Below are 26020 nucleotides of genomic sequence, written 5' to 3'. Positions count from 1 at the left end.
GCAACGCATCGAGTCTCAGGCCCGATCCCGGCCGTCAATGGAACGGAAAGATGTAGTTCATCCAGGCCGACATGCGCAGGAGGATCTTGCGCATGATCGCCACATGGTGGAAGTGCTGGCTGTAGAGCGCTGCCTGGCCATAGGCGCCACCGGGCATGAGTCTGGCGTAGGGCAGGTAGTCCGGGTCGGTGATTTCAATGACCACTGGCACCCGCCCCGGCGGCGGTGAGCCGGTGTAGCTCAGCAGGGTGCCGGACGGCTGGACCTGTCCTTCGCCGATCACCGTGATGACATTCTTCACCCGGCCCTTGAATACCCGGCCGGGGATACCGTCGAACGCCACTTCCGCCTCGTCCCCCGGGACCAGGCGCAGCAGGCTGTTCTGGCGCATCCAGGCAGAGAAGTAATGGCCCTCGTCGGGAATGAACACCATCGACGGGCGCAGCGGCAGCTTGCTCGCCATCATTCCCGGGCGCAGCGACACATGGGTGACGAAGCCTTTGCTCGGGGCGCGGACCACGGTGCTGTCCAGCTCGAACTGGGCGTTGTCGATCTGAGCCTGCAGGTCGTCGACCCGGGCAATCGCGGCTTCCTGCTCACGGCGGGTGCCGAAGTTGCGCCTGATCAACTCGTTGATCCGGTACAGGTCGCCCCGCGCCGCTGTCTGCTGGGCCTTGAGCGACTTGAGGCGGTTCTCGAAAGGCTCGGGGTCGATGCGAAACAGCACGTCGCCCGGCTCCAGCGGCGTGTTGCCCTGGACCGGCACCTCGATCACCCGGCCGGTGACGACCGGGATCACGGGCACCGAGACAAAGTAGGAGCGCGCCACTTCCGAATAGGGGTGGTTGTAGTTCATCAGGAAAATCAGCGCGCCGATCAAGACCACGCCGCCCAGCACGGCGGTGGGCACCGTCCATTTGTTCAGCGGGATACGGAAGATCTTGAAGATGGCCACGCAGATGGCGGTGTAGGTCAGGATCAGTAACAGGTCCATGGGTCACAGCTTCCCTTCCGGGCGGGGCCCGGCCTGGGATTGTCCTTCCAGTCGCTCGACCCGCTGTCGCAGCTCGGCCAGTTCTTGGGCCAGATCTCTTTCGGCCTGCATCCGCGCCTTGTCGGTCGCGAAACCCCAGCCCCGGTCCTCGCGGTACAACATGGCCCAGATCCACAGGAACGGCCACAGGGCATGGAGCGTGAACAGACTGACCCAGCCTGCCGCGTGAATGGCGTCCTGATGTGGATGGTTCCGATGGACGGCAATTTCGTAGGGAATGTCGTGCAGGACGATGATTCCGTAGAACAGGGTTATTCCGGCGAAGACAAGCATGCCCAGCGCAATCTGATCGAGCATGATTCGCCTCCCGGAAGCCTTCAGCTCGCACGCAACCGCTTATGAAACACCTTGGTCAGCCACGGCCATGGGACAGCCCGATGGCGCGGGCCTTACGCAATCCATACTAGTTCAAGTTCGTTCATCTGCCTGGCTGCCCTGCAGGGCGCGCACGGCCCTGGACCTGGAAAGCTGCGCTCGCCCAGGCTGCGGTTTATGATCGCTGCCTGTCGTCCATCACTGCGAGCCCGATCATGCCTTTTGAACTGGACCTTCCCGAAATCCGCGCCGGCATCGTTGAATTCCCTGTCTGGCATGCGCGCGGTGGTACCTCCACCGGTGTGATCCTGGCTCGCGAAACCCTGCCCGAGGACCCGTTGCTGGTCGAAGAGCTGTTGCGCCACCTGATGGGGGTGCCGTTGAGCGGCGAGCTGCCGGGCAATAACCAGATCACCGGCCTGGGCCGTGGCGGGCCCACCAGCAACAAGGTGTTCATCGCCGAGCGCCAGCCTGGCGAGGCGCGGATGGTCAGCACCCTGGCACAGCTGGCGGCGGGTAAAAGCGCGATCGACTGGAGCGTCAACTGCGGCAACATGTCGGCGGCCTTGCCCCTGTATGCCCTGGAGCGTGGCTGGCTGAGCGCGGACGAGGACAGCGCGCAGATCGAGATCTTCAACAGCAATACCCAGACCACCATGCTCGCGCGCCTGGCGTTCCGCGACGGTCGCCTGCTGAGCGATACGCGCATTCCCGGGGTCAATGGCGTGTTCCCCGGGGTCGACCTGTTTCTCAGCGATCCGGTGGGAGCCAAGACCGGCCAGCTGTTTCCCACCGGGCAACGCATCGACCTGCTCAATGGCGTGCGCGCCACCTGCCTCGACGTGGCGGTGCCAATGGTCATCGTCCAGGCCGCGGACCTGGGCAAGACCGGCCTGGAAACCCCGGCACAGCTGGACGCCGATGCCGACTTCAAGGCCCGGTTGATTGGCTTGATGGTCGAGGGCGGCTTGCGCATGCAACTGCGCAACCGCAGTGGCGCCTTGATGAGCGCCGATGAATTGCAACGCAGCGAAACCCTGCCGAAGATCTGCATCGTCAGCCCGGCCCAGGGCGTGGGCGATATCAACACCCGGTATTTCACCCCGCAAAACGCCCATCCTTCATTGGCCGTCTCCGGGGGCTGCTGCCTGGCCGCCGCCTGCCTGGCGCCAGGCACCGTGGCCCATGAACTGCTCAAGACGCCCAAACCCCTGGGCACCACCACGGCGGAATACCCGGTGTCGATCGAAAACCCGGCGGGGGTGCTGGACACCTTGATCACCGCGCGCGAGGAGGGTGGCTCGATGCGTATCGACGCGGCCGCCTACCGGCGCAGCGCGCAGATCCTGCTCAAGGGCCGGGTGCCGTTGTACAACGCTTCGGCGGCGTTGTTCGAGGCGTTGCAAGGGCGCGGCTGAGGTCCCGGACCGGAAAGGTGGCAGCAAATCCGCTCAACCCCGTGAGCGATATTCGCTGGGGGCGACCCCGAACTCCCGGCGAAAGGCCCGGCTGAAGGCGGCTTCGGATTCATAACCCAACTGTTCGGCGATCCGTGAAATGCGCAGGCTGGAGGTCTGCAAGCGCTGACTGGCCAGTTGCATGCGCCAGTGCATCAGGTAACGCATCGGCGATTGGCCCACCAGGCGGGTGAAGCGTTGCGCCAGGTTGGAGCGCGATTGGTTGACCAGGCCGGCCAGGCGCTCGACGCTCCACGCCGCGCCCGGTTCGGCGTGCAGCAGCGCCAGCGCCTGGCCGACCAGCGGGTCGCGCAGGGCGGCGATCCAGCCGCTGATGCCTTGCGGGGCGTGGGCCAGCCAATGGCGCACGGCCCAGATAAACATCAGGTCGATGATCCGCGACAGCATGATGCTGCTGCCGATCGACGGGTTGCGCACTTCCTTCTGCATCGCCGCCACCGTCAGCGACAGCCATTCACGGGAGCCGATCAGGTCGCTCGGGTCCTCGCCCTGGCAGCTGACTTGCAGCACCCCGGGCAAACCCTGGCTCAAGGCCTGGCCGCACCCGCCCTCGAACCGGAAGACTCCGCTGGTGATGCGCGCTGGCAGGTCCGGGCTGGCATCCGCAGCGCTGTGCAGTTGATGAGCCTGGCCGTGGGGCACGAACAGGATGTCCCCGGGCATCAGGCTGGTGGCTTGGTTATTGCCGTCGAGCCTGAGCTGGCAGCCGGCGTCCTGGATCACATGGAAGCAGGCGCCGCCCGCCGCTCGCTGCAGCAGCTGGCCGGGTTGCAGCAGCGTCTCGCCCAGCAGCTCGCCATGCATCCGCGCCAGGCTGAACACTTCGAAAAACACATCGGCGGCCGGGTGCCGGAGGTCGGCTGGCGAGGCGGCTGGGGGCAGGTGTCTCTGCACAGTCTTCGGCTTTTCGGTCATGGTCGGTCGGCACCGCCCCCTTCGATAATGAGCGTGCCCGAGCATAAGCCAGCACGGGGGAGGGCGTCTCCTGCCTGTCACTTGACGAGCGACCTGCCTCGCAATGCCCAGGGCCTGGCAGTACCGCCGCCATCGGCGAGCGGCCTTTATCCAGACAGAGGATTCAAGCTCATGAGTGGTCAGCCTACGATTGTGTTGGTGCACGGTTTTTGGGGCGATGCGGCCCATTGGAGCAAGGTGATCATCGAGCTGGCACGCAAGGGTTACAGCGCGATCCGCGCGGTGGAAATGCCCTTGACGTCGCTGGCCGATGACGTCGAGCGCACCCGCAAGATGATTGCCCAGGTCGATGGCCCGGTGTTGCTGGTGGGGCATTCCTACGGCGGCGCGGTGATTACCGAAGTGGGCGACCAGCCCAACGTGGTCGGGCTGGTGTATATCGCCGCCTTCGCCCCGGATGCCGGGGAAAGCCCGGGCTCGATCACCCAGCAGCACCTGCCCGCGGCGGCGGCCAACCTCGAGCCCGACAGCGATGGCTATCTGTGGCTCAAGCCAGCGGCCTTCCATGAGAGCTTCTGCCAGGACCTGGGCGCCGACGAAGCGCTGGTCATGGCGGTGACCCAGAAGGCGCCGCTGGCCAGCACCTTCGGCGATACCATCAGTGCGCCGGCCTGGAAGAAAAAAACCTCCTGGTACCAGATCTCCAGCGACGACCGCATGATCCATCCGCGCAACCAGCAAATGATGGCGGCCCGGCTCAACCCACAAAAGACCCTCACCCTGGCCAGTTCCCATGCCTCGCTGGCCTCGCGGGCGGCGCAGGTCGCGGCCTTTATCCACGAGGCCGCCAGCGCCACCGTCAAGGGCTGACCAGGCCGCGCCTCAGGCCCCGCTCAAGAGCGGGGCCTGTTCGGCTCACAGATCCAGGTCGACCCACACCGCCGCGTGATCCGAGCCGGCGTTTTCCTTCTTGTCCAGCTGCGGGTAGACCTCCCAGCGCTTGGGCTGGCTGCCCGGCCACATGCCCTTGCGCCATACGCCGCCGGCGGTGACGGTGGCGAACAGCGCGGGGGAGAGCAGCAGGTAGTCGATCTTGTTCGCCGCCTTGCAGGTGTCGAAGGTGCCGGGGTAACCGCCGTCGTCGAAGGCCGGATGGACGAAGGCATCCTTCAGGTCGGTGCCCTTGAGCAAGGGCTCCAGTGGCGCGCTGTCCGGGGTGTCGTTGAAGTCGCCGACCACCGCGATATAGGCCTCGCCCTGGGCCACCAGCTCTTGGTAGATGAGCTTGATCCGCTCGGCCTGGGCCAGGCGTTTTTTCGCCGAGGCCGCAAGGCCGCCGAAGCCTTTGCTCTTGAGGTGGTTGACCAGCACGATCAGCTGCTTGTCCTTTTGTTTTCCAGAAGGCAGTGGGATATGGAACTGCGCGCAATCGCGGGAAAAGATCAGCTCGCCGTTGGCCGCGCTGTCGTCGACATGGCTGCGCAGCTGGCTGATGGGGTAGCCTGCGGCGGTCATCAGGCCGACATCGATGCCCCGCGTATCGTTGCCGTCGATCAGCATCACATGCCGGTACAGCGGGCCGCCCAGGGCGCCGATGATTTCCGTGTTGAAGTCGCGCAGGGCCGGGCGGCTTTCCGCCTCGACCACCGCCAGCACATCGGCTTGCAGGTCGATCATCACCCGCGCGGTATTGCGCATGGCTTCCAGGTCCACCGGGGCCTCGATCAGCTCCAGCGAACCGACCCACTCGGTGCGGCCGTTGGCGACAATCTCCAGGCCGCCGGCCTTGGGCCGCTTGACCAGGCTGCCGCGGTTTTGCCGCAGGATCACAAACGGGCCCTGGTCCGACTTGCTCAGGCCCAGCTCGGTCAGCAGCTTGACCATCTGCGCCTTGTCCTGGTCGGTGTAGATGGGCTCGCCCAGCAACTGGTTGAGCTTGGCGAAACGCTCCAGCACCGGCTTGCCTTCGGCCCAGCCTTCCAGGTTCATGGCCTTGGCGCGGTTGAACAGGTTTTCAACGTTGTAGGACGCAAGTCTCATCGGGCTCTTCCTTTGCGAGGGGCGGACGTCAATGGGCATTACAACCGATAAAAATGACCGAATGCCGACAGGCCGGGTTTGGGCACCGAGGGGTAAGTGGTGCCGGGCGGCCCCGGCTATTACGGCCGCTTCGGCTTCAGGGCCTGGGACGGGTTGTTGCTGCTAGGTGTGCCGGCCGAATATTTTCAGGCATTGCCCTTTGACGGAAGCAGCCCTTGGGGCGAAGTCCGTTTCCATGCCGGGTTTGGCGCCAAAGGGTAAAGGCTGGGGCCTAGAAGGTCGGCGGGGTAATCACCCAGATCACCAGCGCGTCGACCTCGCCGGGATTGCCATAACGGTGGGGTTCCTGGCTGGAGAAGCTGAAGCTGTCGCCTTCGTTGAGCTGGAAGTAGCGCTCGCCGACCCACAGCTCGAAGCTCCCGGACAGCAGATAACCGGCTTCTTCCCCCTCATGGCTGTAGCTTTGCTGGCTGTAGGTGCCGGGCGGAAAGCGCGAGTGGAGGATTTCCAGCTGGCGGTTGGGCTGCGGGCTCAGCAACTGGTCGACGATGCCGTCTTCGTAATGCACGCTCAGGCGGCTGTTCTTGCGTACGACGTAGCCGCTGTCTTCAGGCGCGGTGCTGGCTTCGCTGGCGAAGAACCACTGGATGGTCACGCCCAGGCTGCGGGCGATATTGAACAGCGCGGGAATGGACGGGTAGGCCAGGTTGCGTTCCAGCTGGCTGATATAGCCGGCCGTCAGTTCGCTCATCCGGGCCAGGGTGGCCAGGGTCATGCCGCGGCGCTTGCGCAGGCCGCGAATCCGCGTGCCGAGAAAGTGTGGCGCTGCCGCGCCGCTCGCTGGCGTGGGCGCGCTGCTGGCAGGCGGCGTCGTGCTGCTGTTGCTCATGGCGTGTTCCGAACCGGGAAGGGTGGGCGCGTCGCCGCGCCCGCCTGAAGGCCTCGGAGTATAAACAGGCTCAAAGCTGCCAGGCGACTTTCAATCCTTCATAAATCGCTTCCTCGGCGGTGCGCGGTGCCAGGCAGTCGCCGATGCGCTGGAATTCCACCAGCCCTTGCAGCTCGCTGGCCAGGCTGTCCAGCGGCTGATGGCCCTGGCAGAGCACCAGGGTATCGACGTTCTCCAGCAACATCGGTTCGCCGCTGGCGGTGTGTTGCAGGTAGACGGTGTTGTCGTCGCAACCGTAGAGCCGGGCATAGGGCGTGATGGCGATGCCCAGTCGATGCAGTTCCCCCGCCAGTTGATCGCGCACGTAGAGCGGTAGGTTTTCCCCGCAGTGGGTGCCGTTGACCGCCAACTGCACCTGATGCCCGGCGCGCGTCAGGCGTTCGGCGATGCCGGGGCCGATCCAGTCGCAGCGCCAGTCGACCACCACCACCGAGCGCCCGAGCGGCACCTCATCGCGCAGCACCTGCCAGGCATCCACCACCTGTAATTCACCGCCGCGCTCGAAGGCCGGCCAATAAGGCTCGGCCCCGGTGGCGATGATCACCACGTCCGGCCGTTCGCGCTCCATCAGGGCGCGGTCGACGCGGGTGTTGCGCATCACGCGCACGCCAGCCAGTTCCATCTCCCGCTGCAGGTTGGTGCTGGCGCCGCCGAACTCGCTGCGGCGCGGCAGCAGTTGCGCCAGCAACACCTGGCCGCCCAATTGTGCGCTGGCCTCATACAGGGTCACCTCATGCCCACGCTGCGCGGCCACCGCCGCGGCTTTCATCCCGGCCGGGCCGCCGCCGGCGACCATCACCCGGCGCGGCCTGACGGTGGGCTGCATGGCGCCGAACAGCAGTTCACGCCCGGTTTCCGGGTGCTGGATACAGGAGATCGGCAGCCCCTTGTGAAAGTGCCCGATGCACGCCTGGTTGCAGGCGATACAGGCACGCACGTCTTCGGCGCGCCCGGCCTCGCTCTTGTTCGGCATCTGCGGATCGCAGATCAGTGCGCGGGTCATGCCGCAGACATCCGCCTGGCCGCGGACGAGGATCAGTTCGGCTTCCTGGGGCTGGTTGATGCGTCCGGTGACGAACAACGGAATCTTCAGGCTGGCCTTGAAGGTCCCGGCTTCCCGGGCCAGGTAGGCCGCCTCGATGGCCATCGGCGGCACGATGTGCACGGCGCCGCCGAGGGACGCCGAGGTGCCCGCGACGATATGCACGTAGTCCAGTTGCGCTTGCATGGCTTGTACGGCCGCCAGGGATTCGTCCTCGGTCAGGCCCTCGGGGTCGCGCTCGTCGGCGCTGATGCGCAGGCCGATGATGAACTGTTCGTCGGTACTGGCCCGCACCGCCGCGATGACCTCGCGCAGAAAGCGCAGGCGCTGCTGTAGGTCACCGTTGTACCCGTCACCGCGCCGGTTGACCCGCGGGTTGAGGAATTGCGCCGGCAGATAACCATGGCTGGCGACGATTTCCACGCCATCCAGCCCGGCCTGGTGCAGGCGGCGCGCAGCCGCGGCGTAACCGCCGACTATCTCGTCGATCATGCCCTGGTCCAGGGCTCGGGGCATGACTCTGAAGCGTTCGTTGGGCACCGCCGAAGGGGCATAGGCGACCGCCAGCAGGCCGTCGCTGGACTCCATGATTTCCCGCCCGGGGTGAAAGATCTGTGACAGCACCAGGGTGCCGTGGGCGTGACAGGTCTGTGCGAGCTGCCGATAGCCGTCGATGCAGGCGTCGTCGGTGGCCATCAGCACATGGGAGGTGTAGCGCGCACTGTCGTGGACCCCGGCCACCTGCAGCACGATCAGCCCGACGCCGCCTTCGGCCCGTGCCCGGTGATAGGCGATCAGCTGTTCATTGACAAGGTTGTCGGTGGGCATCGAGGTGTCGTGACCACTGGACATGATGCGGTTCTTCAGACGCTTGCCACGTAGCTGCAATGGCTCGAAAAGATGGGCGAAAGCAGGGCTTGAGATCGACATGCAGGTGCTCCAGCGGGCCGCGGCCAAGAGGTTCGGCGTTATTGTTTTTCCCTATAGAAATTTACCCTTAGTAAAAAATCAACTTGTTTTTTTACTTGGCGTTGCAGTAGCTTCGACCTGCGCCCACCCCTGGGGCGAACCTCACAACAATAAAAATGGGCTGCGTCGGCACCTTGCTCACGTGGTACCTGCACGAGGAACCCGCGATGAAATCCAATACGCTCAAGCACGTTTTCTCCCCTTTGTTGCTGTCCCTGGTTGCAGGCCTGGACTGCGCCCAGGCGGCGCCGGAAATGGTGGTGGTCGGTTACGGCGGCGCCGGGCAAAAGGCCCAGGACGTGGCGTTCTTCCAGCCGTTCAGCGCCATTGACCAGAGCCGGTTGATCCAGAGCGAGTACAACGGCGAGATGGCCCGGATCAAGGTCATGGTCGACACCGGCAATGTCGATTGGGACCTGGTGCAGATCGAAGGTCCGGACCTGATGCGCGGTTGTGAGGAGGGTATGTACGAGCCATTGGACTGGAAGGTCCTGGGGCGCGCCGACCAGCTGATTGCCGACGCGGCGCAAGCCTGCGGTTCGGCGGCCCTGGTATGGAGCGTGGCCATCGCCTATGACACGGACAAACTGGCCAAGGGGCCGGCGTCGTGGGCGGACTTCTGGGACGTGGCGAAGTTTCCCGGCAAGCGCGGCCTGCGCAAGCGCGCGGTGTACAACCTGGAGTTCGCGCTGCTGGCGGACGGGGTGAAAGTCGAAGACGTGTATGCGCAACTGAATACACCGCAGGGTGTCGATCGCGCCTTCGCCAAGCTCGACCAGCTCAAGCCCCATATCCAGTGGTGGGAGGCCGGGGCGCAACCGGCCCAGTGGCTGGCGGCCGGCGATGTGGTGATGACCTCGACCTATAGCGGCCGCGTCGCGCAGGCGGCCCAGGCCGGCAGCCACCTGGGGCTGGTCTGGCCCGGCAGCCTGTACGGCATGGATTACTGGGCGATCATCAAGGGCTCCAGGCATGCCGACCAGGCCAAGCGTTTCATCGCCTTTGCCAACCGGCCCGAGGCCCAGCTCAAGTACGTCGAGCAGATTCCCTACGGGCCGACCAACACCGAGGCCGCCGCCCGGCTCGCTCCCGACCTGTCGCGATGGGTGCCCACCGCCCCGCAGAACCTCAAGGGCGCGCTGGCGATGGACGTGGGGTTCTGGGTCGATCATGGCGAGGAACTCGAAGAGCGTTTCAACGCCTGGGCCAGCAAGTAAACACCCGGGGCCCATCGTGGCCAGCGCTGGAGGCGGCGAAGGTTCTTGCTGTACAGTCGTTCAGCGCCGCCCCCATCGATTGCCCAAAGGAGATTGCCGCCGATGACTCAGGAAGCCCGTTTTTCCCGGATGGAGCCGGAACTGCGCAAGGCCAATCTGATCGAAGCCACCCTGGTCTGCCTCAAGCGCCATGGTTTCCAGGGCGCTTCGATACGGCGGATCTGTGCCGAGGCCGGGGTGTCGGTAGGGCTGATCAGCCATCATTATTCGGGCAAGGACGAACTGGTGGCCGAGGCCTATCTGGCGGTGACCGGACGGGTCATGAACCTGTTGCGCGAGGCCATGGCCCAGGCCGCGCCGAGTGCCCGGGAGCGCTTGTCGGCGTTTTTTCGCGCCTCGTTCTCGGCCGAATTGCTCGACCCGCAGTTGCTCGACGCCTGGCTGGCGTTCTGGGGCGCGGTGAAGACCGCCGAGGCGATCAACCAGGCCCACGAGCACTCCTATGGCGAATACCGCAACGAGCTGAGTGGGGTGCTCGGCGATCTGGCCACGGAGGAGGGCTGGGAAGACTTCGATGCCGACCTCGCCGCGATCAGCCTCAGTGCCTTGCTCGATGGGCTCTGGCTGGAGTCGGGGCTCAATCCCGGGACGTTCACCCCGAACCAGGGCATGCAGATCTGCGAAGCCTGGGTCGACGGTTTGCAGGCCGGTGCCCGGCGGCGTTTCCGGCGATAGACGGAGGGCTGTTGATCGATCGTTCAGCAGTGGCTAACCTCTGGGCGCTGATGCGGTAAAACTCTAATAAGAAACGCGCCTTCGGGCAGGTCCAGGACAACAAGCGATGACTCCTCGGGTACTGATCGTCGACGACGATCCGCTGATTCGCGAACTGCTGCATGCCTATCTCTCCCAGGAAGGTTACGAGGTGCACTGCGCCGAGACGGCGGAGCTGGCCGAAACCTTCCTGGCTTCCCACGTGGTCGATCTGGTGATGCTGGATATCCGCCTGCCGGGCAAGGACGGCCTGACCCTGACCCGGGAGCTGCGGGTGCGTTCGGAGGTGGGGATCATCCTGATCACCGGGCGCAACGACGAGATCGACCGCATCGTGGGCCTGGAATGCGGTGCCGATGACTACGTGATCAAACCCCTCAACCCGCGCGAGCTGGTGTCCCGGGCGAAAAACCTGGTGCGTCGGGTGCGCCATGCCCAGGCTTGCAAGCCCGAGCCGGCGATCGCGCGCCCGGTCAGACAGTTCGCCGCCTGGGCCCTGGACACCGATCGCCGGCGCCTGATCGACCAGGCCGGCGGCGAAACCCTGCTGACCCAGGGCGAATATCAGCTGCTCAGTGTGTTCCTGCGCAACAGCGGGCATACCCTGAGCCGCGACCAACTGATGGACCAGATCCGCAACCGCGAGTGGGTGCCCAACGACCGTTCCATCGATGTGCTGGTCGGCCGCCTGCGCCGCAAGCTGCATGACGATCCGGCCGAGCCGCAACTGATCATCACCATCCACGGCGCCGGGTATCTGTTCACGGCCAGTGTGGCGGCATGAATGCCCTCGGGCGATGGCTGGCGCTGCTGATGCTGCTGGCGCCGCTCGGCACCCTGGCCGCCGAGCGCATCCGCTACTGCGACTACCCGGTGTATCCGCCGGTGTCCTGGAGCGATGGCCGGCAGGTGCGCGGCCTGGCGCCCAACGTGGTCAAGCAGCTGTTCGGGCAACTGGGCTACGAGGTCGAGATCGTGGTGCTCGGCAACTGGCAGCGCTGCCTGCTGGACGCCGCCGCAGGGCAGGTCGACGTGATCCTGGCCTACAGCACCGTGCAACGCGAGCAGAGCATGCGTTTTTCCAGCGTGCCGGTGCTGCGCGAAGAGGTCGCGGTGTTCGTCAATCGCCGCCATCCGGTGCGCTTCGAACGCCTCGAAGACCTGGCCGGTTACCGCGGCGGCTTGCTGTTCGGCGAAAGCTACGGCCTGGAGTTCGACCGCTTTGTCGCCCGGCACCGCAATATCGAATGGGTGTCCGACAGCCAGCAGAATTTTGGCAAGCTGATTCGCGGCCGTATCGACTTCATCACCCAGGAACGGCGCACCGGGCAGTTGTTCGTCGAGCGCCTGCCGGGGGCCGAAGACATCGTCGCCTTGCCCGCGGCCCTGAGCGTCGACTACCTGCGGATCGCGGTGTCGCGGCGCTCCCCGCTGGCCCGGCGCATGGCGGAAATCGATGCGCAACTGCAGCGCATGGTCGATGCCGGCGAGATCGAACGCTGGCTGAATGAAAGCGAGGCCACTTACCGCGACATGCTCAAGCTACCGGCGGATGCCCGATGATCAGCGCCCGGCCCGGCGGCCTGCTGCGACGCCTGCTGCTATTCATCCTGCTGTTCAGCCTGTGTTTCACCGTGCTCGCCAGCACCGTGCAGCTGTATTTCGAGTACCGCCGGGAAATGCGCGACATCGATTCGCGCATGGCGCTGATCCGCGCCGGTTACCTGGCCAGCCTGGAGCGCAGCCTGTGGGACCTGAACCAGGAGCAACTGAATGTGCAGCTGCGCGGCCTGGTGGACTTCTCCGACGTGGCCCGGGTGCACCTGCGCAGTCCGGACTTCGACCTCGTGCAGGGCAACCCCGAGCCGCGCGGGCCGCTGCGCATCGAGCGTTTCGAGCTGGATTACCAGCCCCCGAGCGGTGGCTCGCGGCACCTGGGCCAGCTGGAAGTCAGTACCGACCTGGGCGCCGTGCATCGGCGCCTGTACGCCACCGGGCTGACCAGCCTGCTGTGGATGAGCGTGTTTCTCTGCGGCCTGGCGGTGGCGTTGTCGGGGCTGTTCTACCGACTGGTGACCCGTCACCTGCAAGTGATGGCCGGATTCGCCCGGCGCGTCGCTGACGGCGATTGGCATGAGCCGCTGCGCCTGGACAAGAGCCGCCGCGGCGGCGAAGACGAAATCGATACCGTGGCCCACGCCCTGGATGACATGCGCCGGGCGATCCTCAGCGATATCGACCGCCGTGAAGTCGATCGCCTGGCCTTGCAGGACAAGCGCGACGAGCTGCAGAAAATGGTCGAGCGGCGCACCGCCAGCCTGATGCGCGCCAAGGACGAGGCCGAAGCGGCCAACCTCGCCAAGTCGCGGTTTCTCGCCACCATGAGCCACGAGTTGCGCACGCCGCTCAACGGCATCCTCGGCATGGCCGAACTGCTGCGCGGCGCGCCCCTCGACGAGCGCGACGGCAAACGCCTGGAAGCCCTGTACAAAGCCGGGGAAGGCCTGCTGACGATCCTCAACGAGGTGCTGTATTTCGCCCGGCTGGAGGAGGGCGAAAGCCATCCGGAACCGGTGGACTTCTCGGTGCGGCAACTGATCGACGAAGTGCTGACGCTGCTGGAGCCGCGGGCACAGGGCAACGGTACCCGCCTGCACAGCCGGATCGATGGGCAACTGGCCGAGCGCCTGCACGGCGCCGAGCAGTTCTTGCGCCAGGTGTTGAGCAACCTGCTGGCCAACGCGATCAAGTTCACCACGGCCGGGCAGATCGTCGTGGCGGTCGAGGTGGTGCCGCAGGCGGCGCAGCAGGCGGCGCAGCAGGGCGGCCAGCGTCTGCGCCTGAGCGTCAGCGACAATGGCATCGGCATTGCCCCGGCGATGCAGGAGAAGATTTTCGAGCGTTTCACCCAGGCCAGCGAAGAGGTCGCGCAGCGTTATGGCGGCACCGGCCTGGGCCTGGCGATCAGCAAGCATCTGGTGGAGTTGCTCGGCGGCCGCATTGGCGTCGACAGCGAAGTGGGGCGAGGCAGTCGCTTCTGGTTCGAGCTGGAGTTGCAGGCCGCCGTTGGCGGCAGCGAAGTCGCGACGGCCAGCACGCCGGTCCAGGCGCTGGAGATTCTGGTGGTCGAGGATGTGGCGCTGAACCGCGAGGTGGTCAGCGGCCTGCTGGAGAGCGATGGGCACCGGGTCTGGCTCGCCGAAGAGGCCAGCCAGGCCCTGGCGCTCTGCCGGCAGCGGCGTTTCGACCTGATGCTGCTGGACGTGCACCTGCCAGGCATCAGCGGCGTCGAACTGTGCAAACGCATTCGTGGCACGCCGGGGGCCAATCGCGACTGTCGGATCTTCGCCCTGACTGCCAGCGTCCAGCCGGCCCTGGTGCGCAGCTACCTGGAGGCCGGCATGCAAGGCATTCTGGCCAAGCCGCTGAAACTGCACAGCCTGCGCCAGGCACTGGCGGGCCAGGCGCCGCTGGCTGCCGCGGCACAGGCCGATGAAGAACTGGACGGGGCGTTGCTGGAAACCCATCGTGCCTTGCTGGGCACCGAGAAACTCAAGGGCCTGCTGATGGTACTGCGCGATTCGTTGGCCCAGCACCGGGTGACGCTCACGGACGCCATCGCGGCCGACGACTGCACCGAGATCGCCCATCTGGCCCACCGTCTGGCCGGGAGCAGCGACTCTATGGGCCTGAGCGCCCTGGCCAGGGTCATGCGGGCGCTGGAGGCGGCGGCGCTGGGCAACGATCAGCAGGCGGTGCAGCGCCTGGCCCCGCAGGTGAACGCGCAATTGCAACGCTCCCTGCAGACCCTGGATGCACTGCTGGAGGGCTGACGTACAAAATCCTTACGACTTTTTACATCTTTGATCTTCAGGTTCAACGCGAACTTACATGGCTTTCCAATAATCGCTTGAACCGCGCCGGGCGCGGTCCTCGAAGCTTATTGGAGATAATAATAATGAACTGCCGTAAAGCTGATCCTTCCCCGCGCCATGACGTCCTGTCAGCCGCCGCGCCCCTCACTGACTGCTGAGGTGCCGACATGAGCGAATCTATCGAACGCAAAGGCATCCACCTGACCCGGGCCTTGAAGAGCCGGCACATTTTCATGTTGTCGCTGGGCGGGGTGATCGGCACCGGGCTGTTCATGGGCTCCGGCGTGATCATCAACCAGGGCGGCCCGGTCGGGGCCATCCTGGCGTACCTGGTGGCCGGTTTCCTGATGTACCTGGTGATGGTCTGCCTGGGCGAGCTGTCGGTGCAGATGCCGGTATCCGGCTCGTTCCAGACCCACGCCACGAAGTTCATCGGTCCGGCCACCGGCTTCATGATCGGCTGGGTTTACTGGATGAGCTGGGCCACCACCGTGGGCCTGGAGTTCACCGCCGCCGGGATGCTGATGGAGCGCTGGTTCCCCGGCGTGCCGATCTGGTACTGGTCGGGGCTGTTCGTGGCGGTGCTGTTCGGCATCAACGCCCTGGCCACCCGCGCTTTCGGTGAGGCGGAATACTGGTTCTCCGGGATCAAGGTGGCGGCGATCCTGGGCTTTATCGTGGTCGGTGTGCTGGTGATCTTCGGCGCGATCCCGCTGGCCAGCGGCGCACCGGCGCCGATGATGAGCAACCTGATCGGCGACACCCTGTTTCCCAACGGCCTCTCGGCGGTGTTCGCGGTGATGATGACCGTGGTCTACGCCTTCCAGGGCTGCGAGATCATGGGCGTGGCGGCGGGGGAAACCGACCAGCCGGAGAAGAGCATCCCGCGGGCGGTGCGCAACGTGGTGTTCCGCGTGCTGATCTTCTACGTGCTGGCGATCGTGGTGCTGTCGGCCATCGTGCCCTGGCAGCAGGCGGGGCTGATGGAAAGTCCGTTCGTCCAGGTGTTCGACATGGTCGGTATTCCTTATGCCGCCGACCTGATGAACTTCGTGATCCTCACCGCGATCCTCTCGGTCGGCAACTCGGGCCTCTACGCCTCGACCCGGATCCTGTGGGCCATGTCGAAAACCGGCATGGCCCCCAAAAGCCTGTCGCCGCTGAGCAAGCGCGGCGTGCCGCTGCGGGCGCTGAGCATCACCCTGGGTTTTGCCCTGATCTCGCTGATGACCAGCTTCATCGCCGCCGACACGCTGTTCATGGTGCTGATGGCCGTGAGCGGCATGTCCGGCACCGTGACCTGGATCGTCATCGCCCTGGCCCAGTACAAGTTCCGCCGCGCCTACCTGCGCGACGGCGGCCAGCTCAGTGACCTGAAGTACCGGGCGCCATGGTTCCCGCTCCTGCCGCTACTGTGCATCGGCCTGTGCTGCTCGCTGTTCGTGTTCCTGGCCATGGACGCGACCCAGCGGCCTTCGCTGTACTGGGGCTTCGGCTTTATCGCACTGTGCTACGGCGCCTACTACCTGGTGCAGCGCAAGCGCCAGCCGGTGCTGGCGCCAACCGTGCCGGTCTAGGACGGGCAGCGGTAAAACCAAAACGCGACAGGCGACTGTCGCGTTTTCGTTTGTGCCAACCGAATCCTGTAGCCGCTGCCGCAGGCTGCGATCGGGGCACAGCCCCGTAAACCGGACGACGCGGTGTGACTGACTCTCGGCGGTGTCTGGGCTGGCGACCGCTACGCAGTCGATCGCAGCCTCGCTTTGGCTCAGCAGCGGCTACAAAGGTCGCTCCCCTGTAGCCAGTTGTTCAAAGTTGTAACACCACGCCGGCCGCGCACCGCGGAACAGAAAAATAACTCAATGAAAACAAGCAAGTAGCGCCTGTTTACCGCTGTTACAAGGCCCCGGACCGCGGATTGTCGCCTTGCTGAACACTCGTTTAGTATCGTCGGCAAGTCGTCCCCACCTCACGCCAAACACAATAATTCGAGGACTCACATGACTACTCTGTCGTCGCTGCTCTGTCAGGTCGAAGCAGGCGTTGCCTGGATCACCCTCAACCGCCCCGACCAACGTAATGCGCTGGACATTCCCACGCTGCACAAACTCCACGGCCTGCTGGATGACTGCAACGCCGATCCCGCGGTCCGCGTGCTGGTGCTGACCGGTAGCGGCCGCAGCTTTTGCGCGGGCGCCGACCTTACCGAGTGGGCCGAAGCCGAGGCCCGTGGGGCGCTGGAAAGTTATGGCTGGACCGAAACCGCCCACGCGCTGATGGGCCGCCTGTACAGCCTGGATAAACCGACCATCGCCGCGATCAACGGCACCGCGGTCGGCGCCGGAATGGACCTGAGCCTGTGTTGCGACCTGCGCATCGCTGCCCGATCGGCGCGGTTCAAGGCGGGCTACACCAGCATGGCGTACTCGCCGGACGCCGGCGCCAGTTGGCACCTGCCGCGGCTGATCGGCAGCGAACAGGCCAAGCGCCTGTTGTTTCTCGATGAGCCCTGGGGAGCCGAGCGTGCCCTGGCGGCCGGGCTGGTCGGCGAGGTGTGCGCCGACGAACAGTTGTTGAGTGTGGCCGGGGCGCTGGCCGCACGCCTGGCCAGCGGGCCGACCTTTGCCTTTGCCCAGACCAAGCAGCTATTGCGCGAAGGCGCCGGGCGCAGCCTGCCCGAGCAACTGCGGGCCGAGCTGGCCGCCGGCCTGCTGTGCGGGCGCAGCGCGGATGGCGCCGAGGCCTTGCGCGCGGCTACGGAAAAACGCGCGCCGAACTTTATCGGGCGCTAGGCCCGACCCTGTAGGAGCAGCCGGTCGACGCTCGATTGCTCGCGATGTGGGCGCCGCGCTGTGTCAGGCATGACGCCATCGCGAGCAAGCTCGCTCCTACAGGTCCCTCAATAAAAACGCACAACAGGTAGCGCCATGAATTTCCAACTGAGCCAAGAACAAGAAATGTTGGTGGATGCGGTTCGCAGCTTCGTCGCCAAGGAACTATTGCCCCATGAGGAGGCGGTGGACCGCGCCGACGAAGTCCCTGCGGAACTGGCCGCGCAGATTCGCGGCAAGGCCATCGCCGCCGGTTTCTATGCCTTCAACATGCCCGATGAAGTCGGTGGCGGTGGCCTGGACTATCTGTCCCAGGCGCTGATCGAGCGCGAGCTGTCCAAGTGCTCCTGGGCCCTGCATGTGTTTGTCGCACGGCCGTCGAAGATTCTCATGGCCTGCACCGGCCAGCAGATCGACGACTACCTGCTGCCCTGCATCCAGGGCGAGAAGATCGATTGCTTTGCCCTCACCGAACCGGGCGCCGGTTCCGACGCCAACGCGATCAAGACCCGCGCGGTCCGCGACGGCGATGACTTCATCCTCAATGGCAGCAAGCATTTCATCAGTCACGCCGGGCACGCCGATTTCGCGATTGTCTTCGCCGTGACCGACACCTACGAGCACAACGGTCGCAAGCGCAACGCCGTGACCTCGTTCCTGGTGGACCGCGGCACGCCGGGCCTGACCATTCGCCGCGGGCCCAAATGCGTGAGCAACCGCGGTTACCACACCTTCGAGATGTTCTTCGACGACTGCCGCGTGCCGGCGTCCAAGGTGCTGGGCGAAGTCGGCAAGGGCTGGGAGGTGGCCAACGCCTGGCTCACCGCCGGCCGCGTGATGGTCGCGGCCAACTGTGTCGGCCAGGCCCAGCGCGCGCTGGATGTTTCGCTGCAATGGGCGGCGGATCGCCAACAGTTCGGCCAGCCGATCGGCAGCTACCAGGGGGTGTCGTTCAAGCTGGCCGACATGGCCACGCAGATCCGCGCGGCCGAGCTGTTGACCCTTCACACCGCTTGGAAGATGGACCAGGGCAGCATGACCGACGGCGAAGCCGGCATGGCCAAGCTGTTCGCCAGTGAGGTGCTCGGGCGCGTGGCCGACGAAGCGGTGCAGATTTTCGGCGGCATGGGCCTGATGGACGAAGGGCCGGTGGAGCGCATCTGGCGTAACGCGCGGATCGAGCGGATCTGGGAGGGCACCTCGGAGATCCAGCGGCACATCATTTCCCGCGAACTGCTGCGTCCGCTGTTGCGCTGAGCCGCCTGGAGAATGTCCATGTCCCAGATTCTTCGCGACAACCTCAAACGACTGCTCGCACCGCGCCACCTGGCCTTTGTCGGGGGGCGCAGCATGGCCCGGGCGCTGCGGCGCTGCGCCGAAGGCGGTTTCCAGGGCCCGATGTGGTTGGTCAACCCGCAGCATGCCAGCCTCGAAGGCGTGCCCTGCGTACCCAGCGTGGCCGAGCTGCCCTGTGGCCCGGATGCGGTGTTCGTCGCCACCAACCGGGAGCTGACCCTGACCTGCGTCGCCGAACTGGCGGCCAAGGGCGCGGGCGGGGCGATCTGCTATGCCTCGGGCTTTGCCGAGACCGGCGCCGCGGGCCAGGCCCTGCAACGGCAGTTGCTCGAAGCCGCCGGCAACATGGCCCTGCTGGGCCCCAACTGTTATGGCTTGCTCGACTATCTGCACAACGCGGCGCTGTGGCCGGTGGCCCACGGCGGCCAGCCGGTGGAGAAGGGCGTGGCGGTGCTGACCCAGAGCGGCAACTTTGCCTACAACCTGTCTATGAGCGACCGCTCGTTGCCGGTGGCGTACATGGCCTCGGTGGGTAACCAGGCGCAGCTGGGCATCGCCGAACTGATGGACGTGCTGCTCGACGAGCCGCGGGTCACCGCCATCGGCCTGCACCTGGAAGGTTTGAAAAATGTGCCCGGCTTTGCCAGGGCGGCGTACAAGGCGCTGGAGAAGGGTATTCCGATCGTCGCGCTGAAAACCGGGGTGTCGCAGATCGGAGCCGAACTGGCCTTGAGTCACACCAGTTCGCTGTCCGGTTCCGATGCGCTGTACGACAGCCTGTTCGCCCGCCTCGGGGTGATCCGCGTCAGTGGCCCGGTGAGTTTCGTCGAGACGCTCAAGGCCGCCGCCTGCGGCGCGCTGCCGGCGGGCGACAGCCTGGTCGCGCTGGCCTGTTCCGGTGGCGATGCCGGGTTGATCGCCGACTATGCCGAACGCAACGAGCTGAGCCTGGTCAAGTTCGACCCCAGCCAGCGCGCCGAGCTGGCCCAGGTGTTGCCGGCTTACGCCAACCTGGTCAACCCGCTGGATTTCACCACCGCGATCTGGGGCGATGGCGAGGCCCTGACCCGCATGCTCGACAGTGCCCTGCGCAGCACGGCCGACGCGGCCATGCTGGTGCTCGATTATCCGGCGCCATTCACCGGCGAGCGCAAGGAGTGCGACCTGCTGCTGGAGCTTTACTGCGCAGCGCTGGAGCGCCACGGCAAGACCGGTTTCGTCACCTCGGCCTTTCCCGAATTGCTGCCGGCCAGCGCCCGCGAGCGTTTGCACGCCCGGGGCGTGGCGGCCTTGCAGGGGGTGGAGGACGGGTTGGCGGCCTGGCGCCGCATCGTGCGCTATCAAGCTTCGCGCCAGGCGCTGCTGGATCTTGGCGAGGCGGCGCTGGCGCCGCTGTGTCCGCAGGCCTTGCCAGAGTCCTTGTCAGGGGGCGGGCGGTTGCTCGACGAGTGGCAATCGAAACAGGCCTTGCAGGTCTTCGGCCTGCCGATCCCCAGCGGCGTCTTGAGCACCCCGGACGGTGCCCTGCAAGCGGCCCAGGGGCTGGGTTACCCGCTGGTGCTCAAGGCGGTCAGCACGCAGTTGCCGCACAAGACCGAGGTCGGCGCCGTGGCACTGAACCTGGGTTCCCCGGCGGCGTTGAGCGTGGCGCTGGAGCAGATGGGCCGCCGGATCGCCGCCTGCGCCCCGCAGGTGCCGTTCACCCAGGTGCTGCTGGAACCCATGGCCAGTGCGCCGCTGGCCGAGCTGATCGTCGGCATCAAGCGGGAAAACGATTTTGCCCTGGCGCTGGTCATCGGCGCGGGGGGCGTGCTGGTGGAACTGCTCCAGGACAGCCGCAGCCTGTTGCTGCCGACCACCGATGGCGCCATTCGCGCGGCCGTGCTCAGCCTGCGCAGCGCGGTGCTGCTGCAGGGCTTTCGCGGGCGCGAGCCGGCGGACCTCGACGCGCTGGTGGCGGCGATCCGCGCGGTGGCGGACTACGCCTGCGAAAACGCCGGGCAGTTGCTCGAACTCGATGTGAACCCATTGTTGGTCGGTGCCCGAGGCACCCTTGCGGTCGATGCGTTGATACGCCTCGGCCACGCCTGAGGAGATGAACATGCACAGCACTACCTTGACCGGCGGCCAGGCCCTGGTACGCCTGCTCGCCAATTACGGTGTCGATACGGTATTCGGCATCCCCGGCGTGCACACGCTGGAGCTGTATCGCGGTCTGCCCGGCAGCGGCATCCGCCATGTCCTGACCCGTCACGAGCAGGGCGCGGGCTTCATGGCCGACGGTTACGCCCGGGTCAGCGGCAAGCCGGGGGTGTGTTTCGTCATCACCGGTCCCGGCGTGACCAATGTCGCGACCGCCATCGGCCAGGCCTACGCCGACTCGATCCCGATGCTGGTGATTTCCAGCGTCAACCACACCGCCAGCCTCGGTAAGGGTTGGGGCTGCCTGCACGAAACCCAGGACCAGCGGGCGATGACCGCGCCGATCACCGCGTTCTCCGCGGTGGCCCTGAGTGCCGAGGACCTGCCCGAGCTGATTGCCCGCGCCTACGCGGTGTTCGACAGCGAGCGCCCGCGGCCGGTGCATATCTCGGTGCCGCTGGATGTGCTGGCGGCGCCAGTGGCCCGGGACTGGAGCACTGAAGTGCGGCGCTGCCCGGGCCGCGGCGTACCGGCGGCGCAGGCCCTGGACCAGGCGGCGGCCAGGCTGCAGGCCGCCCGGCGGCCGATGATCATCGCCGGCGGCGGCGCGCTCGATGCAGCGCAGGAGCTGCAACAGCTCAGTACGCGCCTGGCCGCGCCGTTTTTCAGCAGTGTCGCCGGCAAGGGATTGCTGGCGCCTGATGCCCCGCTGAACGCCGGTTCGACCCTGTGTGTCGAGCCTGGCTGGCAACTGATCGGCGAAGCCGATGTGGTGCTGGCCGTGGGCACCGAGATGGCCGACACCGACTATTGGCGCGAGCGCCTGCCGCTGAATGCCGAGCTGCTGCGGGTGGACATCGACCCGCGCAAGTTCAATGACTTCTACCCCTGTGCGCTGGCCTTGCAGGGCGACGCCCGGCAGACGGTCGCGGCCTTGTTGCAGCGCCTGGAGCCAACGCCCCGGGACGCGACGGCGGCCATCGAGGCGGTGGCGCGGCTGCGCGCGGCGGTACGCGCCGGCCATGGCCCCCTGCAGCTGATCCACCAGGCGATTCTCGAACGGGTGGCCGCGGAGCTGCCGGAGCAGGCCTTTGTCAGCAGCGACATGACCCAGCTGGCCTACACCGGCAACTACCTGTTCGCCAGTCGGGCGCCGCGCAGCTGGTTGCACCCGACCGGCTACGGCACCCTGGGTTATGGGCTGCCGGCGGGTATCGGCGCCAAGTTCGGCGCGCCGCAGCGGCCCGGGCTGGTGCTGGTCGGCGATGGTGGCCTGCTGTACACCGCGCAGGAGCTGGCGACCGCCGTCGAGGAGCTGGACAGCCCGCTGGTGATCCTGCTGTGGAACAACGACGCACTGGGGCAGATCCGCGACGACATGCTCGGCCTGGATATCGAACCGATCGGCGTGTTGCCGCGCAATCCGGATTTCGCCGCACTGGGCCGCGCCTTCGGTTGCACCGTGGCCCAGCCGCAGAGCCTGGAGCAATTGCAGAACGAGTTGCGCAGCGGCTTTCGCCGCAACGGCGTGACCCTGATCGAACTCAAGCACGCCTGCGCGCGCTGACCCTCAACGCTTTTTGCGGGGACTCTTACCATGCGTTTTTCCGATCTGACTCAACGTATCGCCGGCGACGGTGCCGCCGCCTGGGGCATTCACTACCGGGCCCTGGCCAAGCAGGAGCAGGGTGAAGACATCCTGCTGCTGTCGGTCGGCGACCCGGATTTCGACACCCCGGCGCCGATCGTGCAGGCGGCCATCGACAGCCTGCTGTCCGGCAATACCCATTACACCGACGTGCGAGGCAAGCGCAGCCTGCGCGAAAGCATTGCCCGGCGGCACCGCCAGCGCAGCGGCCAGCAGGTCGGCGCCGATCAGGTGATGGTGCTGGCCGGTGCCCAATGCGCGCTGTTCAGCGTTGCCCAGTGCCTGTTCGATCCGGGCGACGAGGTGCTGGTCGCCGAGCCGATGTATGTCACCTATGAAGCGGTGTTCGGTGCATGCGGCGCCGTGGTGGTGCCGGTGCCGGTGCGTTCCGAGAACGGCTTTCGGGTGTTGCCCGAGGACGTCGCCGCGCGCATTACCCCGCGTACCCGGGCCATGGCGCTGAACAGCCCGCACAATCCGTCGGGCGCCAGCTTGCCGCGCAGCACCTGGCAGGCCCTGGCCGAATTGTGTATCGAGCATGACCTGTGGCTGATTTCCGATGAGGTCTACAGCGAGCTGCTGTTCGACGGCGAGCACATCAGCCCGGCCAGCCTGGCGGGCATGGCCGAGCGTACGGCGACCCTCAACAGCCTGTCGAAATCCCATGCCATGACGGGGTGGCGGCTGGGCTGGGTGGTCGCGCCGCCGGCGCTGGCGGCGCACCTGGAAAACCTCGCCCTGTGCATGCTCTACGGCTCGCCGGAATTTATCCAGGATGCCGCCGTGGTCGCCCTGGACAGCGGTTTGCCGGAGCTGGACGCGATGCGCGAGGCCTATCGCCAGCGCCGCGACCTGGTCTGTGAATGCCTGGCCGATTGCCCCGGCGTGCGCGCGCTGAAACCCGATGGCGGGATGTTCGTGATGGTCGATATCCGCGAAACCGGGCTCAGCGCCCAGGCGTTCGCCGATCGCCTGCTGGAACGCCATGGGGTGTCAGTGCTGGCCGGTGAGGCCTTCGGCCCAAGCGCCGCCGGGCATATCCGCCTGGGGCTGGTCCTCGGTGCGGCGCCACTGCGCGAGGCCTGCCAGCGGATCGCCCGCTGTGCCCGTGAGTTGCTGGAGGCTGCGATCGATGCGTGATTACAGCCGACTATTCATCGATGGGGCCTGGCGCCTGCCGTCGGGGCAGGGCAGGGCCGAGGTCACCGACCCGGCCACCGAGCAAGTGGTCGGTAGGGTCCCTCTGGGCGACGAACGCGATGTCGATAACGCCGTGGCCGCGGCCCGGCGCGCCTTCGGCCCATGGTCGCGAACACCGTCGGCGGTGCGTGCCGGTTATATCCGGGCGCTGGCCGGGCAGCTACGCCAGCGCGCCGGCGAGATGGCCGCGCTGATTACCGCCGAGCTGGGCATGCCGGTGCAGTGGTGCCGCGCGGTGCAGGTCGACGGGCCGATCGTCGGGTTGGAGCAGTACGTCGAACTCGCCGGGGCGATGGACGAAGTGCGCGAGGTCGGCAACTCGCTGGTGGTCCGCGAACCCGTGGGCGTCTGCGCCTTTATCAATCCCTGGAACTATCCGTTGCATCAACTGATCGGCAAGCTCGCGCCGGCCTTGGCGGCGGGCTGCACGGTGGTGCTCAAGCCGAGCCAGGAAACGCCGCTGCATGCTTTTCTGCTGGCTGAAATGATCGAGGCCATCGGCCTGCCGGCCGGGGTGTTCAACCTGGTCAGCGGGCCGGGCTCGAAGGTCGGCGAAGCCCTGGCCCGGCACCCGGACGTCGACATGCTGTCGTTCACCGGCTCCACCGGCGCCGGGGTGCGCGTGGCCCAGGCCGCGGCGCCGTCGGTGAAGCGGGTGTGCCTGGAGCTGGGCGGCAAGTCGCCGCTGTTGATCGGCGAGGATGCCGACCTGGCCGCGGCGGTGCGTTATGGCGTGCAGGACGTGATGATCAACTCCGGCCAGACCTGCACCGCGCTGACTCGCATGCTGCTGCCGGCCAGGCGTTATGCCGAGGCGCTGGAGCTGGCGGTGGAAGAGGCGCGGAGCCTGCGCATGGGCGACCCTCGGGACCCGCAGAGTTTTCTCGGGCCGATGTGCTCGGCCTCCCAGCGTCACACCGTTGAGGCCTACATCCAGCTCGGCGAGCAGGAAGGCGCGCGCCTGCTGTGGGGCGGTGCGGCGCAGTACGAGCGGGGCCATTATGTCGCGCCGACCCTGTTCGCCGATGTCGACAACCGCATGCGCATCGCCCAGGAGGAAATCTTCGGCCCGGTGCTGTGCCTGATTCCCTATGCCGACGAGGCCCAGGCCGTCGCCCTGGCCAACGATTCGCCGTTCGGCCTGTCCAGCGGGGTCTGGGCCGCCCGCCCCGAGCGCGCCCTGGGCCTGGCCCGGCAACTGCGCGCCGGGCAGTGCTTCATCAACGGCGCGGCGTTCAACTACCAGGCGCCGTTCGGTGGCTACAAACAGTCCGGCAACGGTCGCGAATGGGGCGAGGAGGGCCTGGCCGAGTTTGTCGAAACCAAGGCCATCCAGCGCTGAATCCCGTACTGCCGGTGGCGGGTCACAGAGCTTTGCGCTGTTGTGTCTGGCCATTTGGCTGCACGCTTGATCCCGCCTTGTTGCGCTACCGGCCGGCCGGTTTTTCCGCCCGAACCACGCCTTGCTCATTGGAATATGCCTAAGGAACCTGCCATGAATGTACTGATCGTCCACGCCCACCCCGAGCCGCAATCCTTTACCGCCGCCCTGCGTGACCAGGCGCTGCGCACCCTCGAGGCCCAGGGGCATCAGGTGCAGGTCAGCGACCTGTACGCGATGCACTGGAACCCGGTGGCCAGTGCCGCCGATTTTTCCTCACGGGAGAATCCCGACTACCTGGTGTACGCGCTGGAACAACGCCTGGGGGTGAAAAGCCAGTCGATCGCCGCGGACATCCGCCAGGAGCTCGACAAGCTGCTGTGGGTGGACTTGTTGATCCTGAATTTTCCGATCTTCTGGTTTTCGGCGCCGGCGATCCTCAAGGGCTGGATCGACCGGGTGCTGGTGTCCGGGATCTGCTATGGCGGCAAGCGTTTCTACGACCAGGGCGGCCTGAGCGGCAAGAAGGCGCTGGTCAGCGTGACCCTGGGCGGTCGCGAGCACATGTTTGGCGAGGGGGCGATTCACGGGCCGCTGAACGACATGCTGCGGCCGATCCTGCGCGGCACCCTGGCCTATGTCGGGTTCGAGGTGCTGGAGCCCTTCGTCGCCTGGCATGTGCCTTACATCAGCGATCAGGCCCGCGAGGAGTTCCTGGTGGCTTACCGGCGCCGACTGGAGCAGCTCGCTGACGACCTGCCGATTGAATTTCCACGGTTGTCACAGTTCGACGAGGCGCTGTACCCGCTCGGCTGACGAGGCCCGGGCGCCCAGGCAGATGGCTGTCCCAGCGCTTGGCTATGCTGTTGCTGCCGACCGCCGGTCTGCCGTGCG

The 26020-nt window shown here is 66.2% G+C and carries 20 protein-coding genes and 1 pseudogene; 15 read left to right on the top strand and 6 right to left on the bottom strand.

The window, feature by feature from the left end; all coding sequences use genetic code 11:
• Window positions 1-34: 34 nt before the first annotated feature.
• Entirely contained in the window at window positions 35-994 is a 960-nt protein-coding gene (locus PMI20_RS17045; protein WP_007931928.1) for an HlyD family secretion protein, read from the bottom strand.
• A 3-nt stretch (window positions 995-997) separates the two neighbouring features.
• Complete coding sequence (locus tag PMI20_RS17040; protein ID WP_007931926.1) at window positions 998-1351, bottom strand: DUF3302 domain-containing protein; 354 nt, start codon at window positions 1349-1351, stop codon at window positions 998-1000.
• Window positions 1352-1584: 233 nt separating this feature from the next.
• Here PMI20_RS17040 and PMI20_RS17035 point away from each other — a divergent pair, with 233 nt between their 5' ends.
• Complete coding sequence (locus PMI20_RS17035) at window positions 1585-2787, top strand: PrpF domain-containing protein (RefSeq protein ID WP_007931919.1); 1203 nt, start codon at window positions 1585-1587, stop codon at window positions 2785-2787.
• A gap of 33 nt (window positions 2788-2820) precedes the next feature.
• On the opposite strand, the gene PMI20_RS17030 is transcribed toward PMI20_RS17035, so the two are convergent.
• Entirely contained in the window at window positions 2821-3762 is a 942-nt protein-coding gene (locus PMI20_RS17030) for an AraC family transcriptional regulator (RefSeq protein ID WP_007931917.1), read from the bottom strand.
• Between the two features lie 171 nt (window positions 3763-3933).
• On the opposite strand from PMI20_RS17030, the gene PMI20_RS17025 reads away from it, so the two are divergent.
• Complete coding sequence (locus tag PMI20_RS17025; protein WP_007931914.1) at window positions 3934-4632, top strand: alpha/beta hydrolase; 699 nt, start codon at window positions 3934-3936, stop codon at window positions 4630-4632.
• Between the two features lie 45 nt (window positions 4633-4677).
• On the opposite strand, the gene PMI20_RS17020 is transcribed toward PMI20_RS17025, so the two are convergent.
• The 3 genes from PMI20_RS17020 to PMI20_RS17010 form a co-directional block, all read right to left on the bottom strand.
• Window positions 4678-5802: an endonuclease/exonuclease/phosphatase family protein gene (locus PMI20_RS17020; RefSeq protein WP_007931912.1), complete on the bottom strand. Its 1125-nt coding sequence runs from the start codon at window positions 5800-5802 to the stop codon at window positions 4678-4680.
• A 271-nt stretch (window positions 5803-6073) separates the two neighbouring features.
• Window positions 6074-6691, bottom strand: a complete 618-nt coding sequence (locus PMI20_RS17015) for a cupin domain-containing protein (protein WP_007931910.1) — start codon at window positions 6689-6691, stop codon at window positions 6074-6076.
• Between the two features lie 70 nt (window positions 6692-6761).
• Window positions 6762-8723 (bottom strand): oxidoreductase, encoded by a 1962-nt coding sequence (locus PMI20_RS17010; protein WP_007931908.1) that lies wholly within the window; start codon window positions 8721-8723, stop codon window positions 6762-6764.
• A gap of 206 nt (window positions 8724-8929) precedes the next feature.
• Between PMI20_RS17010 and PMI20_RS17005 the strand changes: the two genes are divergently transcribed.
• The 13 genes and pseudogenes from PMI20_RS17005 (at window position 8930) to PMI20_RS16945 (ending at window position 25942) form a co-directional block, all read left to right on the top strand.
• Complete coding sequence (locus tag PMI20_RS17005; RefSeq protein WP_007931906.1) at window positions 8930-9979, top strand: ABC transporter substrate-binding protein; 1050 nt, start codon at window positions 8930-8932, stop codon at window positions 9977-9979.
• A gap of 102 nt (window positions 9980-10081) precedes the next feature.
• On the top strand, window positions 10082-10714 hold the full coding sequence (locus PMI20_RS17000) for a TetR family transcriptional regulator C-terminal domain-containing protein (protein WP_007931904.1): 633 nt from the start codon (window positions 10082-10084) through the stop codon (window positions 10712-10714).
• A 106-nt stretch (window positions 10715-10820) separates the two neighbouring features.
• Window positions 10821-11537 (top strand): response regulator, encoded by a 717-nt coding sequence (locus PMI20_RS16995; protein WP_007931902.1) that lies wholly within the window; start codon window positions 10821-10823, stop codon window positions 11535-11537.
• Window positions 11534-12316, top strand: a complete 783-nt coding sequence (locus tag PMI20_RS16990) for a substrate-binding periplasmic protein (protein ID WP_007931900.1) — start codon at window positions 11534-11536, stop codon at window positions 12314-12316. The genes PMI20_RS16995 and PMI20_RS16990 overlap by 4 nt, the downstream gene beginning before the upstream one ends.
• A complete protein-coding gene (locus PMI20_RS16985; RefSeq protein WP_007931898.1) occupies window positions 12313-14586 on the top strand; it encodes a hybrid sensor histidine kinase/response regulator in 2274 nt (757 codons plus the stop codon). The genes PMI20_RS16990 and PMI20_RS16985 overlap by 4 nt, the downstream gene beginning before the upstream one ends.
• Before the next feature lie 209 nt (window positions 14587-14795).
• Window positions 14796-16216, top strand: a pseudogene (locus PMI20_RS16980) (amino acid permease); the annotation flags it as partial.
• Window positions 16217-16628: 412 nt separating this feature from the next.
• Window positions 16629-17420 (top strand): enoyl-CoA hydratase/isomerase family protein, encoded by a 792-nt coding sequence (locus PMI20_RS16975; protein ID WP_007931895.1) that lies wholly within the window; start codon window positions 16629-16631, stop codon window positions 17418-17420.
• A gap of 135 nt (window positions 17421-17555) precedes the next feature.
• A complete protein-coding gene (locus tag PMI20_RS16970) occupies window positions 17556-18716 on the top strand; it encodes an acyl-CoA dehydrogenase family protein (protein ID WP_007931893.1) in 1161 nt (386 codons plus the stop codon).
• A gap of 27 nt (window positions 18717-18743) precedes the next feature.
• Window positions 18744-20846: an acetate--CoA ligase family protein gene (locus tag PMI20_RS16965; protein ID WP_162136186.1), complete on the top strand. Its 2103-nt coding sequence runs from the start codon at window positions 18744-18746 to the stop codon at window positions 20844-20846.
• A gap of 10 nt (window positions 20847-20856) precedes the next feature.
• Complete coding sequence (locus PMI20_RS16960) at window positions 20857-22464, top strand: 5-guanidino-2-oxopentanoate decarboxylase (protein ID WP_007931889.1); 1608 nt, start codon at window positions 20857-20859, stop codon at window positions 22462-22464.
• A 30-nt stretch (window positions 22465-22494) separates the two neighbouring features.
• Window positions 22495-23685: a pyridoxal phosphate-dependent aminotransferase gene (locus PMI20_RS16955; RefSeq protein ID WP_007931887.1), complete on the top strand. Its 1191-nt coding sequence runs from the start codon at window positions 22495-22497 to the stop codon at window positions 23683-23685.
• Window positions 23678-25087, top strand: a complete 1410-nt coding sequence (locus tag PMI20_RS16950; RefSeq protein WP_007931886.1) for an aldehyde dehydrogenase family protein — start codon at window positions 23678-23680, stop codon at window positions 25085-25087. Before PMI20_RS16955 ends, PMI20_RS16950 begins: the two co-directional genes overlap by 8 nt.
• A 153-nt stretch (window positions 25088-25240) precedes the next feature.
• Window positions 25241-25942, top strand: a complete 702-nt coding sequence (locus PMI20_RS16945; RefSeq protein WP_007931885.1) for an NAD(P)H-dependent oxidoreductase — start codon at window positions 25241-25243, stop codon at window positions 25940-25942.
• Window positions 25943-26020: the final 78 nt, after the last annotated feature.

The organism is Pseudomonas sp. GM17 (genome assembly GCF_000282175.2).
GTDB lineage: Bacteria > Pseudomonadota > Gammaproteobacteria > Pseudomonadales > Pseudomonadaceae > Aquipseudomonas > Aquipseudomonas chlororaphis.
The sequence above is the reverse complement of the archived record's forward strand: the minus strand, read 5'-3'. Positions and strand labels throughout refer to the sequence as shown.